Genomic DNA, 17,335 nt, shown 5'->3' with positions numbered 1-17,335 from the left:
CCTATCAGGAGTCCAATGATTATGCCAAGAAATATTGATACAGGAATGTTTACGAAACTTGTCAGTGAAATCCCCTGTCCCTGAGCCATGCCTAAAAATGTCGAAAAAAGTACTATAACGTAAACGTCATCAACAGATGCCCCCGCCAGGATGAGCTGAGGGATACCTTCTTCTGTTCCATAACCTTCATCCATCAGTTTTACCATTCTGGGGACGACAACAGCAGGTGATACAGCAGCAAGCACAGAACCGAGAATTGCAGCGTCAAGAAGAGGTAGTCCGAGCAATCCGGGAGCAAGAATAAGCATTCCTATGAGCTCACATGTTGCAGGCACAAAGCACATCAGAAAAGCAGGTCTTCCGAGTTTTTTCAGTCCTGATACATCGAGGCCGAGTCCTGCTCTTGTCAGGATTATGATGAGAGCTATTTTCCGAAGATCAGAAGATATCCCAAGAATGCTTCCATCTATAAGATTCAGTACATAGGGTCCCAGCAGAATGCCTGTTATCAGTAATCCAATAAGACTTGGAAGCTTTAGTTTCCTGCAAATAAAACCAAGAGACATTCCTAAAATAAAAATAAGCGAAATACTGAGTAACATAAAACCCTAACCCTCCTGTGATATCAAAAAAGCTGACAACTACTGCGTGAATAAACGCAGAAGTCATCAGCTATAGTAAGCGGTTCAAGTAATTTTACTTAGGGAGAACTTCATTCCCTTGCTTGTTTTAATATAGCATATGGGATATATTAAAGCAATAATGTTCACAGTGACAGTCCGTTAAATCTTATTCTTTTCAGGCTTCAGGAATCCATAGACCGCTGTGATAAATACAGCAGCGCTCAAAAGAGTTGTCATACTTCTGTTCTCGCCGGTCTTGGGAGTCCTTCTTGCTGCAAGAACTCTTACGTTCTGAGGAACATCAGCTGTAATAGGAGTGTCCACTTGTGTAGTGACAAGATCAGGTGTCTCTGCTCTTTTATTGAACTCAAGTCCTCGGCCTATCACATAGCTTCCGCCACCACCTCCTGAATGACTGCCGCTTGACTTATGAGATGTAGGAGTCTCTGATTTTTTCTCTTCCTTTTGAGCCTCAGTTTCTTGCTGAGTCTCGTTAGTAGCTTCTGTTTCTGGTTGCGTTTCAGTTGATGCTTCAGTCTCCGGCTGTGTCTCTTCGGGCGTGTCTTCCTTTACTGTTTCTTCCGGCTCTCTCTTATCCTTCATTGTAACGGTTACTACGGATTTACCGGATGATACCTTGAATTCAACCTTTTCTGCTACAAGGTAGCCATCAGGAGCTGTAATCTCTATGAGGTAATAGGTACCGTCTGGAAGATCTTCAATTTCGTGAGGTTCTTCTTCAGATATCCAGCTGTCGATTTCGTTTTCTTCTGAGTCTTCAACTATCAGTTCTGCACCAGGCAGCTCATCGCCGGTGGTAAAGTCTTTCTTATGGAGAACAACCTTTGTCTTCTCAGGTTGCTCTTCCGGTTCTTCTTTCTTAGTGGGAGCATCCTTCATTACTATTGTCTGTGCTTCGCCTTCGACAACGGTAAATTCGATGGATTCTGCTATCTCGTAACCATCAGGAGCCGTAACTTCCTCAAGTATGTACTTTCCGTCTTTGAGGTTCTTAATTACATGAGGTTTCTCTGTAGAAGTCCATGATTCAACTTCTTTTCCGTCCTCGTTTGTGATCTTAAGCTTTGCTCCGGGGAGTTCTTTACCGTTTGTAATATCTGTCTTACGGATTGAAATCTCTGATGATGATGCAATCTCTTCTTTAAGAGGTGCATCATACATGATTACGCTTTCAGCTACTTTTCCGTCTACTACTTCAAACTCAATATCTTCAGCAAGATCATAGCCTTCTGGTGCAGTTATCTCTTCAAGTGTGTAGAATCCGTCCTTAAGGTTTTTCATGATGTGTGGTGTTTTCTTTGAGGTCCAGCTCTCTACTACTTCGCTATCCTCGTCATAGAGTGTAAGCTCTGCTCCGGGGAGTTCCTTACCGTTAGTGATATCCTGCTTTGAGATAGGGATTTCAGAGGATGTTGCAATCTTTTCTATCTTCTCATCGTACATCACAACTTCTTTCTTTACTTTTCCGTCTTTAACTTCGAAAGTCACGTCTTCTGCAACGCTATAATCTTCCGGTGCGATGGATTCGACAAGCTTGTATGTTCCGTCAGGAAGGTCGTATACAAGGTGAGGTTCTTCGTCGGATATCCATGAATCTATTTCGTTTTCATCCTCGTCATAGAGCACAAGGAATGCACCGCTAAGTTCTTCCTTTGTTGTGGCATCTTTCTTTGAGATCGGGATTTCGTTATGTACTTCCTCTTCCTCTTTTTCCTTTACAGTAAGAGTGTGCTCTACTGTGGTTGTTGATGAAGTAAGCACGTTTTGGTGTTTTGAATCAGTTACATAGAAGCTTAATGCAACGTCTTCTGTTGTGAATTTAATCTCTGTAGGCTCAGAATCGCTTACAAAACAGATCTTTGTGCCTGTTGTGAACTCGTCACTTCCGTTTACTGTAATGCCTTCTGTTGTGAGCTTAAGTGTGTGGTCTGCATCATCAGATGCTGTCACAGTTACTTCATTTGACATATATGTGCCGTCATCCTGAAGTGTGAATACTATATCCTTATCCGCATTGAGTGATACATTTCCTCTTTCTGCAGTATCATTCTGAATTGCATTGAGAAGAGCATTTCTGTAAGCTGCCACCTTTGCTTCAGTAAAGACGTACCCGTCGATACCCTTTATCTCTGATGGTTCATGTGCACTATCTGTAATGAACCTATATAAAAGGCTTGATACAACATTAAGAGCCGCATCACCATTCTCAAATGAACCCTTCACAGAATCATAGCTTACACCGAATACCTCTTCAAAAAGACCAGTCTGGTCATTAGGAACACCGTAGTACATGAGTTTCTTCACATTGTTATACTGGCTTTCAGAAAGACCGCTGGATGAAAGGGTGTAACCGTTCTTATTATTTACATGTCCTGGCATCCATCTGTCGTAGTTATAACAGAAACCTATCTCGTCATTAACGTAAAAAACGGCTTCGCCCTGATCGTAGAATGAGAACACTACATCCTTTATCATCTCATCCGGAAGATTACCGCGAATAGCCTCATATTGAGAGAGGCTTGTGAAAGCAAATGGAGAAATGCTTGTATATCCTGATACATCTACGCTCGAGTCCGCATATTCTGAGAACTTAATGATTCGGCCATTCTTTGAAAGGATCGAACCGTCATAGTTTGTCTGAAATGCTCCTGATGCCGCAAAACTTCCAACTTTTGCACCATAGAGGATATCAGAGCTTTCAGCAACATCAGCCGCAGCATTTGTGACATCATTTGTAATGACAAGTGTATCTATGCTTGTTCCCGCAAAAGTAAGAGGATATACAGTTGATACCCTGTTAAGATTAAGTGTTGCAAATTCCGCATCATCTGCACTTATTACCATAGTTGTGTAATCCGGCATGACGAAATCCTGTCTGGGATTACCGGAATAGTACTTAATGAGGGAATAATTATTATCGGAGATATAGCCATAAAGACCTTCAGCCGCAGCCACGAATGAAGTATTGGTCTCAGGTACTATGATGGTACTGAGTGCATCGGCATAAGTGAAGGCAGAGCTTGTCACACCCCAGACATTATCCCCGATAACAAGGGTACTAACATCATTGTTCCCGAGGAATGTTTTTGTTCCGTTTGGATCACCAAGGAAAATTGTCTCTCCAAGGTCGTCCGGTATAACAAGCACTCCGTCTGCGGTGTCCCCTGATGTTATGCCTGTGACATATGTGATACCGTTATTTGAAACTGTCTTAATACTTCCTGAGTTATCGGCTATAGCCGTGAGTCCAGTGTTTACAAGCACTGATACAGCTGCCAGGGCTGAAACACTTTTTCTGATCTTTTTTCCGAAGCGAATCATATCGCTGTCTCCCTTCCTTTTTTTATTTCTGATAAAAGAATTATGGAAGGGGATTTTTCGGATAAGGGGGATATTTAGGGATTTTGAAGAATTTAATGAGGATTTTTTAAAAAATGCAGGATGTTACCGGTATGCAAATAGGAAATGGAAAAACAGAAAAAAGCAAATGGACAGTATAAGTGAGTCCATTTGCTTATAAATGAAAGCGGATATTCACAGTCTGTCAGGGATAATAAAGCCTATGCGCTTCTTTTCCTGGATATGTTTAGAAGCTTTAGGAACAGCGAAATCGGTTTCTACGAGTTCATCGTTTTGAATGCCGACATATTGAAGCGATATATTCCCTTGTACCGGATGGCACGAGTCGTGCTTTTGCATACTCATACTCCCAAGCACGCGCATCCACTTTGCGAAAAGAACATATCTACCGTTCCAAACGCGCAGGGGAACATGTCAGCGTATTATCTCGCGCAGGGGAACATGTCGAGAAAGCAAGCCTGAAAAACAGATTATCGTATTCAGCAAAACTACTTCTTATGAAACCTATATGTGCGTTTTCCGCTTTGCTTTGCCTGATACATCGCCGCATCAGTATTTTCAAACAGTTCTTTTACATTGTTGACATCCGTCCCATGGGTGATACCGACGCTAATAGAAGCACGCGGCAGGCCGTCGGCGGTCTCATCCAGTGCAAGGTTGATTTTCTCGATTTTCGAAGTGATCTGCTCACGCTGTATTTGAGGCGAGTGAACCATAAAGACAACGAATTCATCACCGCCGATGCGGCAGATATAATCGTCAGACCTGAAATTGTTTCTTAAAACCTCTACCAGCTTGATCAGGACTTTGTCTCCCGTTTCATGTCCATAGGTGTCATTGATGGCCTTAAAGTTATCGATGTCAAAGAGCAGCATATATGTACTGTTAAGATCGATACTGGAAAGAAGCAGGTCATATCCGGCGCGATTGTAAGCGCCGGTCAGTTCATCGTGAGACGCTTTGAAATTCAGACGTTCCAGACTGCTCTTATAGACCTCATATATCTTGTTATAAGCGCGGGCCAGATAGCGGAATTCATTTGCACCAACCTCAGGAATAGGACTGTCAGACTTGATGTGGTTCACCGCATTCAGGATTGGGTTGATACCGAGACGGGAAGTGATCCAAACCATAAACAGGATGATGATAGTTTGAATCACAATTGCAATGCGCCCAAACACGATCTTTCCGTGAAGAGATTCCAGCGCAGAAGCATTTTCAACATATACCGTCTGCTCCAGTTTATCAAGACTGGCCTTCATATTCTCCTGAATCTGATCTTTCAGAGTATAGTAATCATCATTGAGAACAAGCTCGGTGGCCTTTCGCATCTTTTCTTCCGGAGCAAGCGCCTGATCTTCTGAGGACAGTTCTATTGAGTGAAGAATCTCAGGATAGTCCTTATACCCTTTGGCTTCAATCACGAGTCGCATCGCATAGTATTCCTGATTCATCAGCTCCAGAGAATAATTCATAGCATTCTGAAGACTCTGCAAGGCTTCCTCGCTGCCACTTCCTTCCGACATCCTGTCGATTGCCTCTTCCCGGCGCTTTGATTCGAGTGCCTCCGTGAAGTATTCTTCCAAGAATCGCATCTCTCCCTGAACAGTAAATCTCTGTACTTTTTCCGTTAAATAATCGGAAGCATCCATCAATTCACGGGCTGCCTGTGCCAGCTCCACCTGCTGTTCTGACACATGAGTCAGGGCATGAAAACTGGTCGTCAGTTGAAATGTAAACAGAATCATCAGACCTGAGATAATCACAGCCCCAATGATCAGCCATAAATGGATCGTCCGTAGAGAGATACCCTTTTCTTTATCTTGTTTCGGCATAGTTCTTCCTCTTTTCTGCTTCATAGGTGAAGGCAGCTAATACTATTCAGCGATCGATGCAATCTTTGATTATGCTCTTTTCAAATTCAGATGCAGGGAGCGGACGTGAGAAATAATACCCCTGAACCAACTCGCATCCCATTTTTTTGAGCAGCTGCATCTGGGTTTCCGTTTCCACGCCCTCGGCGATGACGGGAACCTTCAGGTTTGCTGCGATATCAAGGATCAATTCGACAAGCCGGACATCCTTTTCATCGTGTTCTATGTTTTGAATAAATGCCATATCCATCTTCAGCACGTCGATGGGGATGGATGATAGCATATTCAGGGAGGAATAACCGGAACCGAAGTCATCCATCTCGATTTTGTAGCCCTTTGCACGCAGTTGCTGGATGACACGCCGCAGCTGCTCAGCGTCCTCTGTATAAGCGGACTCCGTCACTTCCAGATGCAGGTACTGATAATCAAGGGAGAATTTCTCCACCAGCGCATCCAGCGTTTGCTCCAGAGTGGGGTCAAGGGCATCCACACGGGACAGGTTGACAGACACAGGTATCGTGATGCCGTACTTCTCCCGCCATTCGGCAATCTGTCGGGCTGTTTCCCGCCACACATACTTGTCTATCTCGCTGATCTGCCCGTTTGCCTCGAACAGGGGGATAAAATCGTTTGGAGTGATCACTCCAATCTCGGGATGATGCCAGCGGATCAGTGCTTCCGCGCTATGAAAACGCGGCGGATCGTTTTGGATATCGTACTTTGGCTGATAATAGATCTCAAACTCATGGTCCCGCAGCGCACGGTCAAGGTCGTTGATCAGCCGTTGGTTCAGATCCTCCTTCACGCGCATATCTTCATCATAGACCATGAGATGCTTTTCGCTGCCGCGGATAATACTGCTGGCGGCTCTTGCCCGGTCAAACAGCTGCATCGGTTCCACGCCCTCCTGCCACGGAGCCACGCCCATACGCAGCCGGATGCTTGCGTTCGGAAACAGATTCCGAAGGCTGCTCTGGAAGCGGCCCAGCAGAAGCCGGTAGTCTTCCTGCGGCCTGCAGAAGATATCGAAACGATCGCCTTCAAATCTGCCGCCGATCCCGTCTGTCTGGCGGAGAAAGCCCCGGATCTCTTCTCCAAGGGACTTGAGCACCTTATCGCCGAATTCTCTGCCGTGCAGTTCGTTCACGGAGTGGAACTGCTCAATATTCAGGACCACGGCATCCATTTTGGGCTCCGGAGTTTCCCGGTGTATACGATTCGCGTACTCAAAGAAGAAGTTCCGGTTATAAAGCCCGGTCAATGCATCCGTTTCCACGGCCGAAATCAGCTTTCTCTCTGAGTTGGCCCTCCTTTCTGCCCGTATGTTCCGAACAAGAAGCAGGATGATGACCAATGCGATGGCTGCCACAACGGCAAGAACGCTGACCACGTTATCTCTGATGAAATCAAGGAACGTCACCCGTTCGTCAACGAAGGTGTACGTTGTAAGCGAAGAGTTGATCAGCGAATCGGGGATGAGACGGCTGATCTTATTGAGAATGGAGTACAGGCAGTCATCCTCCCGCCTGACTGCAAAGGACAGATCCATGACATTCCCCGTGGCAAGGGTGGAAAGCTCGTATCTGTCACACAGATCGCGCATGCGGTTGAGCCGGTAATTGCTGACCAGGATGCAGTCTGCCTCTCCTTTTGATACCGCTTTGAAGACGTCCTCTCTTTCGTCATAATACGCTGCTTTCCAATGCGGGAAATAATCCATTACAAAGGATTCGTAGTTCAAATTGCCCTTTGTGATGGCGATCGTCATATCCTGTTCCGGTGACAGACCCTGCCGGTCTGCGGTCCGGACTGCCGCATACAGCTCCGTCGTAGCATAGGGGTCCGTGATGATGATCCCAAGCTGTTCACCGTCGTAGGAGCTTAAATTGACAGGGAACACGCAGTCGATCTCGCCGCGAACCAGAGCCTGCACAGCCTCCTCCGTGGTACGAAAGCCCCTGGTTTCAAAACTGAGCTCCGCATTCTTCTCGCAAGTCTCAGCAAATGTCAGGATATCCGAGAGAGTCCCTTCAAGAGACTGCGTCTCCTCATCGACATCGCAGAAGGGTAAATAATTTGTCTGATACCCCACGCGGATTTTCCCATGCGTTTGATACCATTCCAGCTCTTCAGCGGTCAGAAAGCCGGTGAGCCCGCTGGCTTTATTGTACTGAGCGGTCATCTGCTCGTTGAAATTCCGGTTATCTTCCATGATGCGGTTCATGGCCGCATCCAGTTCCTGCTTGAGATCCGGGCGGTTCTTGTTGATGCCAAAATAGGATTCCGCAAACCCCACCTTGCATACAGGCAGCACATCCGCCGTATTTCCATAGGTGTCCAGCGTCACCAGAGCGTCGATCTCGCCGCGCTCCAGCATGGCCAGCAGTTCAGGGGTCTTTTCTGTCAGCTCTACAATTTCAGGATGGACGCCGTATTCCTCCGCCCATTCTACAAATTGTTTTTCCTGAATGCTGTTTTTGTTGACGCCGACCCGCTTTCCGTTAAGGGTTGAGAAATCATCCGGTCGTATCTCCGTATTGTCCGGCCTGATAAAGACGTGGTAGTCCTCCGAGCCCATCACCAGAGCGGAATAGAGGATCTTCTCTGCGCGCTCCTCGGTATACGACACGTCACTGAGCAGATCGATCTCTCCAGCGATCAGCATTTCAAGCAATTCTGACCAGCTGCCCTCCACATATTCATAGTTCCACCCGGTAAAGGTGGCGATCCGCTGCTGGTATTCATAGCCATAGCCTGAACGCCTTCCGAATCCATCCGCGTGGTGGAAAGCGGACTCGTACCAACCCACACGCACGGTCTTTCCGGTCTCCTGTGCGTGCGCAGATAATGGCATCAGCAAAGAAGCAGCGATAATAAGGCATAGAAGAAAAGCCGAAGACCGCTTTATCCGAGTAAATGCATCATTTTTCATCACATATCCACCACCTTTTTTAAGTTAAATCGTAGAAGCCACAAATCTTTTCCGGATCATTTTTGACTCGGTCCGCTGCAATCTTTGCGCGTTCAAACCGATCTTCAATACTCTCCACATGTCGCGCATCAGTGAATACACCAAATCTTATGCTGACTTTATCTGCGATCTCTTTTACGGCAAACACATCGGAAAGGAACTCACTGATCAACCGCTCATAATCATCCTGATGTGGGCAGTATGACAGGCAGGTATCGTCTTCCTCCCTGCAGCTGATCCCACCGGTCTCACGAGCGATTTTTATCATACCTGTACCTATGCTCCGCAGCACCTGGTCACCAAATTGCCGTCCGTATGTTTTATTGAAGGAATGGAATTTGTTCACATTGCAGGCGATTGCGTCCAGAGGCCTGTCCTTGTACAGATGATCAAGCCTGCTGACATATCGGAAGAAATAGTCCTTATTCAGCAGTCCTGTCAGTTTGTCACGCTCCGTGTAAAGGATCAGTTCACGATCCTCCGCCAACTCGATACACTTGGCAATTCGGGCTTTGACGATCTCAATATCCGGATATGGTTTCGGGATGAAATCCATTGCGCCGATTCTCAGACAGTCCAGCTCCGCATCCTGATCAACAGTTAAGATGATCACCGGAATGGACATTAGTTCCTCATCGATCTGCATCTGGGCAATTAATTCCCGACCATTCATGTTCGGCATCTGCAAATCAAGAAGAACGAGGTCTATCTCATCTTTGTGACTATGCAATGTTTCCAGAGCTTCAACACCATCCGAAGCATAAGAGATATCATAATCTTCCGCGAGAAGGTTACCCATGATCTCACGGTTCATTTCGATATCATCAACGACCAGAATGCGCTTGCGGGCATGGATAACTGGGATGTAATCCGAAGCTGTTTCACTGTCGGCTATATCATCCTTTTTCAGTATAGTATCTTTCAGATATTGTTTCCGGGCATACATGGCCTCGTCTGCCTCTTCGGCGACCTGCAGAAGAGAAGGATGTTTATCCCTGTCGTATTCCGCCATGCCGGCGGACACGGTCTCTCCCAATCGGATTTTCGTGCGGTCGGAGGGAATGGCATTGATCTGATTCATCAGTTCCTTCCGGTCTTGGTAATCATTTCCGGAGAGGATCACAATGAACTCATCTCCTCCCACCCGGAAAACCGGGCTGTGATCGAAGATGGTACAGATCTTTTTGCAGGCTGCCCGAATGCAGGCATCGCCTTCCTTGTGGCCATACAGATCGTTGACTTTTTTCAGATCATTGATATCGCAGACTACCACCGCAAAAGGTTCCTGTTCTTCCTGCTCAATTGCGGTATTGATTTTCCTCTCCCACTGAAGGTATGCGTTTTTGTTCTTGACACCTGTGAGGGGGTCGATGTCCGCCATCCTCCTTGCCGCAGAGAGATTCTGTGCTGTCTCCTTTTGTTCCATGATGTCGATAAAAATCCCGACGTAGGTGACGGGAGAGCCGTCCGGGCGGCGTATGAGTTTGCCCACGGCCCGGTACCAGCGGTAGCCTCTGCTCTTCGTCAGCAGACGGTATTCCACGTCATAGGTCTTCTGCCCTGTGTAGTCGGAGATGGTGTCGTGAAACTCCTTCAGCACCCGTTCTTTGTCGTCGGGGTGCAGCAGATCGGACCAGGATTCCAGAACGTCCGGAAAGTCCTCTCTGCTGTGGTAGCCCAGCATTCTGCGGAACTCGTCGCTCCATTTGACCCCGACCATCACGCCCTGTTCATCGAAATCCATGGTCCATTTGCCTGACCCGAGCATCTCGTGAATGGTGTCGAGAGAAGCGGCTTCGCTATGCAATGCGGCATTCAGCGTATGAATGTCATTGAATTCGTAGATTCCCGCCCTTTTCAATTCGCAGACAAGCAGCATATCCGCGACGATGCCAAAGATCGAAACCATGACCTTCTGCATATTCTGTGGCGTGAACTGAGTAAAGCTGTGATCCGTGGAGAAAAAGAATAATGTGTAGCCAAGCATGATCACCGCCGCGACAATCCCGCCTCCATATCCGAACAGCGCGGAGCACAGGACAAGTCCCGCGATCAGAATCATATTCGGGTTGGGAATATCGCAATAAAACACAAGCAGGATCAGCGCAGCCATGATTACTGCCGTTATGACAATTTTCTTAGGCAGGCTGACCTGCAGCTGCATGAGCGTGTTCTTTCTAAGTTTATCTGCCACCTTGTGTCACCTTGCTTTCTTTTTTAGTACTCTGAAAAATTACACCCCCTGTAATCACAAGTTCACGGTGATTGGCACTTAATTTCAGATTACAATGCATATTCTCGTTTGGTATATCGGCTCAAATATGACAAACATCAGCTCAAAAAGGCTTGGATAATAAGGATAAATTACGCGATTAAAGTAGATTATTTATGTCGGATTTTTACACCACCTTGATTATAAGTGTTAGAAATATTACAATTAAGGTATACATTGTATACTTATTGGGGCTTATTATATGCTGAGCATAAAAGAATTAAGGGAGATGACAGGACTCACGCAGGTCAAATTTGCCGGGACGTATCATATCCCTTTACAAACTGTAAAACAATGGGAAGCCCATAGTTTAACGAAATGATAGTGATAAGAATTGACGAGAATTGACCCTAAAATGAAATAGTGTCGGTTTAACCAAAACCTGTAAAAAGAATAAAGCAGAAGTGTAAAATGTCTGTTTTTTCGGCTTTTTACAGTTTTCCAGCTTTATTTTTTAAACCAGTTTTTGTAAAAAGCCGAATAAATAAACCAGAATTTGTAAAATGCCGAAGATATTAAAGCAGAAATTGTAAAAAGCCGAAATTTTATTAAACCTGCTTTTGTAAAAAGCCGAATATATTAAACTTGGTATTGTAAAAAGCCGAACCGGAAATCATTCAAGGTCATAGATATCCAAGATTATTGTCGTAATTCAGTTTTATAAGTTTTCCCGGATTGTCTTCCAGCTTCTTCAGCGCCGTAGGCTTCGGCTTTCTTCATGCCATCGGAATCCCTCCCAAGAATCTCTGTATCAACAAGGCTTATCGCCTCTTCTATATTTATCTCGCCTAATAGCGAGAGAAAAATCGATGCACTTAAACTATCCAGCAAATCCGGCAGAGCCGCTGTTATGAAATCCTCTATTTCAAGAACATCCAATTCAAAGTGCGAATAAGGAATCGCCATTATAGTAGTTATGTCTTGACAGCCGTCTTCCGTAACACAAAAGCGAGGAGTTATCAAATGTTCCAATTTATAAAGAGTCCCGTTCATCCCGTCCTTCACTCGTGACCAGACCTTTGCATCTAGATAGTTCATAAGTCTGTATAATTCGGATAAATGCTTTGATTCCTTACACCATTTTGTACCTATCTCTGCGTAGTAGACTCTCGCCTCCATGCAATCCTCATAGAAGTATATGCTCCCCTCAGAATAATGCCCCGGGCATCTGTCACAGTTCTTGAAGGCCATTGTTATATGTGGAGTATCTTCTTTCATGCATTCTTCGAAGTATATGTTGTGGGATTTCAATTAAATCGAAATCTCAGACATTACCTTAAGTGCCTGGCTCAACTTCCTTGGTCGCTTACGTTTTTCTTTGAGGCGATCCTCAAATCTTTCTAATGAATACATTTTGACCTCTCCTGCAAAATATCGTTCCTGTGAATCCTTAAGTGTAGTGTTGATTTCCTGTTTTCGTTCTTTCTGCATATCACCAGAATGCTTTCTGAAATCCACAAGGGATTTAATCACTCGCCCCAAAGGGCGGTAGGTGTACTATCGCCAATGTTAATGAGAGGTTTTTTGTCTGCATCACTGTCCCTATACCTCAGAACTGTTTAAACACAGACCTCAGAGCTACAGACTTGGTACTACATCCGTAGGTGACTATATATTCTCTCTTAACGTAGCCCATAAAGGACTTAGGCTACTCACCCAAGGGTTACGGCTTTATCGCAAACCCACGGGCTTGCTCGTGGGTATTAGTGAGGATATTTGCTATCTGGACTAAACGGTTGTCCTTGTCTGTGAAAGCATTTCTTAATGCACCACTTTGGGATGGAAATAAATTCTACGATGTTGAATATGAAATAGTAAGGGCTGATCCATAATGACTTAAATTTGCGGAATGTACACTCGTACTCTCCGCAAATCTGTTTATATAATGATGATGTAGTTTGTCTGGCGATTATCTGTAACGTCTAACATGTGTCTTTGCATTCAGCATAATATCAATCAATCTTAAGTTTCCTATTCCGACAAATTCAATGGCAAGCTCTGCTAAAAAAAAATCGGACGCCTTACAGTTATCATAAATTTCATCGAAATCACAGCATTCTTCCTGAATCTTTAAAAAGTCCTGATCAGACAATACTATTGAAAATGAGTTTTCCAAATAATTTTTGATAGCCGCAAACATCAACTCAGAACCAAGCTCGATGGTCAAATAACTAAGGTCATCTCCATAAGTAGGATAACTCCATCCCATCCCACTCATATGCGTTGATTTTTTGCCTCCAGTGTACTCATTTTCAAGAAAATCTGTTACTGTCTGGTCTAAAGATACATAACCATCTTCAACCAGGATACCCGAGTGGTCGTACTTATTGCCATCAGATTTCCATACATAGTGTTCTACTGGAGATTCAATATATTTTCGTATTTCCCGAATCAGCTGTGCACGGATAAAGTTTTTGCGTTCTTCAAAAAAACTGTTAACATATTCGGCAATTTCTTCTACGTGGGTATTTATATGCTCGATATATAGTGAGTTTTCCATATCCTTTATTACCTCTTTTGCACATTTTTGAAGTATCTTGGATATGTGTCTACTGCTTCTGTTGATACCTCAATAGCATTAATTCGCCGTACATTTGGATTCAATTAGTCTTAATATGCTTAATATAATAGCAAACATATATTTGGGTGTCAATATCAGAACGGCACATTATTTGCCTAATATATTAAATCTATCATTCAATCCAATTCTTAATCTTTAGGCCTTCAACCCTGGAAAATTCTCTGACATTGTTTGTTACCAAAGTGTAAGCAAGCGACTGGGCATGGTCTGCTATCATCATGTCGAGAGGACCTATCGGGGTTCCTTTTTTCTCAAGATTAGCTCGGATTTTTCCATAGTAAATTGTGGCATCGACATCAAAATCCATTATTTCAATATTTGCAAGCATAAGGGAAAGTGCCAGTCTGTTCTTCTCAACTGCTGTGCTCTTTTCTACACCATGTACCAATTCTGCATATGTTACAGATGAAATAATTTCTCCGGTTTATGCTTGATCGCATAAATGCAAATGTTGGTGTCCAACATATATCTCATAAATCTTCACGCTCTTGTACCGGATTCTCCGCGCGGCTATCTGACATGAAATCATCAGAAAACATATCTAATGCCTTCTTAAAGGAATCCCAATTATTTGTCTTTGGAAATAAAAGAACTATATCTCCAATTTTATTGACCATTACTTCATCTGATGTAAAGCGTTATTCCTTCGGCAGTCTTACTGCCTGACTTCTTCCATTTTCAAATACTTTTGCAGTCATCATAATAGACACCTACCTTTCTTGTAATTAAGTACATATCGTGGTATATACCAAAGCAAGCATCAATCGTCAAACTTTTAAAAAAATTCCTTTTTTTTCACAAAAAAACAGCCACGTATGTGTGGCTGTATCACGCGTCAATCAGGAGGATTATACGCTCTTATTCATCATCAAATTCATCTTCTATTAAATCCATGTCATCATCGTCGCCATCAGAATCAAAGTCATCATCAATGGTACCATCATCCTTTAAATCATACATGGATTTGAATTCATCACCGAGATTTGAGCTTAGAGACTCCATTACTTCAAACTTTGCACGCTGCTTGTCTCCGTTTGGCACAGCAACCTCTCCGTTCATGATCTTTGCAATCTGGACTATACGGTTGTCCTTATCTGTAAATTCATATCCCATTGTCCTAGGAGCAAGTCCGTTCCATGCATAGCCGTCCATATCTCTTCCGTCACCATCGTTGGCATCAATATAGCTTGCATATTTTGTTTTCTCATCGTCATCGTAAAGTGCAGCTACAAAAACAAAAGGGATTCTTGCCCTGTTGCAGAGTATCCGGATTTCCTCAAGTTTGTTTTTGATGTGCTTTTCGAATTCTGTTCTCTTATCGTACATAATACTTCTTTTTAACCCCCACTCATATTAAATCGCGTTTTATTTTACTCAGTGCACGTTCTCGTGTCAATGTATGTCTGACACAACGACCACGCAGCATATAATTCTATATGTTGTTTTATGTTAACAATCCGAGTTAAAGAATACATCATATATTTCTTGTGCTTCATCCTGGTCGAAATCAGTGCTCTTATTGTTTTCAGCAATGGTTTCTGTAACACTTGTGTTTGCTGTAGTAGCTGTTTTAGGTGAATGTATAAGAGTATCATCATTATTTATACTATTCCTTCTTTCTTTCAGATATTCTTTAAGCTTCCTACGGCCTTCTTCCAGATAAGCCTCGTTGTGTTCAACGTTTTCCTCTAAAGATTCATCGGAAACGATCTTCACATCTGCTTTAGGTTTTGAAGAATTATCTGAGAATTTACGCTTATCATTTGTTTCTTTACCCGAAACTAGTTGATTGATATGTGGAATATCAGATTTTGACACTGCTTTTTCATTTGTTAGTTCAATGATATTTTTAGTATTTATGTTAATCTCGACGTTCTGACTTACAGTCTTGTCCTCTGTCTGATCGCAGAATGTGCTTTTTTTCCACCTTCTTTTTATTTTCTTCCCGCTTTCTTCCATAATATCCTTAGGAAAATCAACATATCTTCCATCAGAGGTTTCGATTGGTTTTTTGTTATAGAATACATAGTCGCGGAAAAGACATATGTGTTCCTTAAGGATGAATTTTAAACATTCATTGCGGTATCCGGGTGTTATCCCATTAATATAGTCTATGAGTTCATCATCATTTATACCCAATGTAAAACGGGTTCTTATAGGACATTCTCCTTCTCTTTTTTGTGGCATACCGAACTGAAGAGGAATTTTCTTAAGTTCTGCATACAGCGCATCGAGAAATATACTTGCCGAAACATTATAATTAGTAAATAGTTCCACCAGAACATGGTCACCATTATCATGTAGTCTAATCGGTAGGTACATTAGGCACACCTTGCTTTCCTTTTCCGTTGTGCTGTTAATTGATTGAAGTAATATCCCCTGACATTAGAATATGTCATGCCGATGTTTGTGTTTTCATCTCCACGTATGAGTATGATGTCCATTTCGGCAAAATACTCTCTAATGTAGGATTCCCATGCAGCTGCGGTTCCGCCTGTGATTACGATATACTTATAATTTGAGAAATCGAATGTATTTGTCACCTGTTCCATTGCCTCAGTGCATATTTCTCTACTGGCTTCCTGAAGTAAATCTGTAAAATCTTCGGACTTTATCACGGGTGGTCTTCCTTTGACTCTTTTACATACTCTTACTTTTCCGGTTTCAAGGCAGTTCTGCATAGCAGAAGCCCTGAGCTTCACCCCGAATTTTTCTTTTATCTTTTCAGATGTTTTTTTAAGTACTGAATTCATTGAGAATTTTGTAAAAGATTCCTTATTGGAAATGGATCTTTCGGTTATTTCAAAGAAGTCAAGTGTCCCATATCCGATATCAAGAATGGCTCCGTTTTCGGAAAATGTCTTGATAAGGCTGTCGAGATTTCCATTATCGTCAACCATAAGGTTCATAAGGGTACCTTTGGGCTGTGACATAACATCAACACATCCATTTGGAATCTCAAAATCAAACTGTACATACTGGCCGGTCTCTACAACTTTAAGCGAGAATTTGTGCTTACCTACGAATGAGTCCTTTATAAGCTCAGTATCCTCCTCTATGTATGCAGGTGGGAGTCCTGTCTGAATTGCAAGGGTGCCATTAAGATCTTTTGGTTCACGGTATCCGTTATGAATAAGTGCGAGACCTATGGCTGTCTCCAAAGAGATTCTAAACATTGTGGTGTGATACCTGTATCTCGATACAAGCTCTCCATCACAATCATTGGTATCTGACTGGCTTACAAGCGCCTGGGCTGTTTTCCCAACTCGCCAGATGTGCTTTGTTTCTGCATCCCGATACAGTATTTCTTCAGGACTTAACGAACCACTCAGCATTTCCGGATTTATTCCTAAATCCTTTGCATAGTAAGGTGTGCAGAATACCCCGCTCTCACAATATGTCTTAACTCCGGAGTAGCCTATATCCGTAGCAATGATAGTAACTCCTTCAACGGAAGGACTGTTAAGAGGTTTGAATTCTGTTCTTGTCTGGTAATCTTTTGCAGTAATCATATGTATTTATTCCCTTTCGATATAAGATAAGCTTTTCTGATAATTTAATTATGGAAGGGGATTTTTCGGATAACAAAAATTCTGCACATCTTAAGGGATTGTTTGAAAGAGCGTATATTCA

The 17,335-nt window shown here is 43.4% G+C and carries 11 protein-coding genes, 2 pseudogenes and 1 riboswitch; all 13 genes and pseudogenes read right to left on the bottom strand.

What is annotated here, in order from left to right; translation table 11 throughout:
* Positions 1-602: cation:proton antiporter domain-containing protein (locus T357_RS0110055; protein WP_031551849.1), on the bottom strand; the 602-nt coding region annotated here is incomplete at its 3' end.
* A gap of 50 nt (positions 603-652) precedes the next feature.
* Positions 653-729: riboswitch (Fluoride riboswitch) on the bottom strand.
* A gap of 53 nt (positions 730-782) precedes the next feature.
* Positions 783-3,965 carry a SpaA isopeptide-forming pilin-related protein gene (locus T357_RS0110050; protein WP_031551846.1) on the bottom strand — a complete coding sequence of 1,061 codons (3,183 nt, stop codon included), beginning with the start codon at positions 3,963-3,965 and terminating at the stop codon, positions 783-785.
* A gap of 213 nt (positions 3,966-4,178) precedes the next feature.
* Positions 4,179-4,343 carry a hypothetical protein gene (locus tag T357_RS21180; protein ID WP_155991368.1) on the bottom strand — a complete coding sequence of 55 codons (165 nt, stop codon included), beginning with the start codon at positions 4,341-4,343 and terminating at the stop codon, positions 4,179-4,181.
* Positions 4,344-4,492: 149 nt separating this feature from the next.
* Positions 4,493-5,839, bottom strand: coding sequence for a GGDEF domain-containing protein (locus tag T357_RS0110040; protein ID WP_031551843.1), 1,347 nt, complete (start codon positions 5,837-5,839; stop codon positions 4,493-4,495).
* Positions 5,840-5,885: 46 nt separating this feature from the next.
* On the bottom strand, positions 5,886-8,810 hold the full coding sequence (locus tag T357_RS0110035) for an EAL domain-containing protein (RefSeq protein ID WP_031551841.1): 2,925 nt from the start codon (positions 8,808-8,810) through the stop codon (positions 5,886-5,888).
* Positions 8,811-8,829: 19 nt separating this feature from the next.
* Entirely contained in the window at positions 8,830-11,043 is a 2,214-nt protein-coding gene (locus tag T357_RS0110030; protein ID WP_031551838.1) for a diguanylate cyclase domain-containing protein, read from the bottom strand.
* A 717-nt stretch (positions 11,044-11,760) separates the two neighbouring features.
* On the bottom strand, positions 11,761-12,339 hold the full coding sequence (locus T357_RS0110025; RefSeq protein ID WP_155991365.1) for a hypothetical protein: 579 nt from the start codon (positions 12,337-12,339) through the stop codon (positions 11,761-11,763).
* Between the two features lie 691 nt (positions 12,340-13,030).
* Positions 13,031-13,621 carry a hypothetical protein gene (locus tag T357_RS0110015; protein ID WP_031551834.1) on the bottom strand — a complete coding sequence of 197 codons (591 nt, stop codon included), beginning with the start codon at positions 13,619-13,621 and terminating at the stop codon, positions 13,031-13,033.
* A gap of 193 nt (positions 13,622-13,814) precedes the next feature.
* A pseudogene (gene vapC, locus T357_RS19215) lies at positions 13,815-14,176 on the bottom strand (type II toxin-antitoxin system tRNA(fMet)-specific endonuclease VapC).
* Positions 14,173-14,403: pseudogene (gene vapB / locus T357_RS22190) on the bottom strand (type II toxin-antitoxin system antitoxin VapB). Before vapB ends, vapC begins: the two co-directional pseudogenes overlap by 4 nt.
* 157 nt (positions 14,404-14,560) lie before the next feature.
* Positions 14,561-15,028 carry a hypothetical protein gene (locus T357_RS0110000; protein ID WP_031551832.1) on the bottom strand — a complete coding sequence of 156 codons (468 nt, stop codon included), beginning with the start codon at positions 15,026-15,028 and terminating at the stop codon, positions 14,561-14,563.
* Between the two features lie 123 nt (positions 15,029-15,151).
* The gene (locus T357_RS0109995) at positions 15,152-16,024 is read right to left on the bottom strand and encodes a hypothetical protein (protein ID WP_031551830.1); all 873 of its coding nucleotides are present in this window, start codon (positions 16,022-16,024) and stop codon (positions 15,152-15,154) included.
* Positions 16,024-17,214 carry a ParM/StbA family protein gene (locus T357_RS0109990; RefSeq protein WP_031551828.1) on the bottom strand — a complete coding sequence of 397 codons (1,191 nt, stop codon included), beginning with the start codon at positions 17,212-17,214 and terminating at the stop codon, positions 16,024-16,026. Before T357_RS0109990 ends, T357_RS0109995 begins: the two co-directional genes overlap by 1 nt.
* Between the last annotated feature and the right edge of the window lie 121 nt (positions 17,215-17,335).

The sequence above is a fragment of the Oribacterium sp. FC2011 genome, from assembly GCF_000701645.1.
Lineage (GTDB): Bacteria > Bacillota > Clostridia > Lachnospirales > Lachnospiraceae > Oribacterium.
The sequence above is the reverse complement of the archived record's forward strand: the minus strand, read 5'-3'. Positions and strand labels throughout refer to the sequence as shown.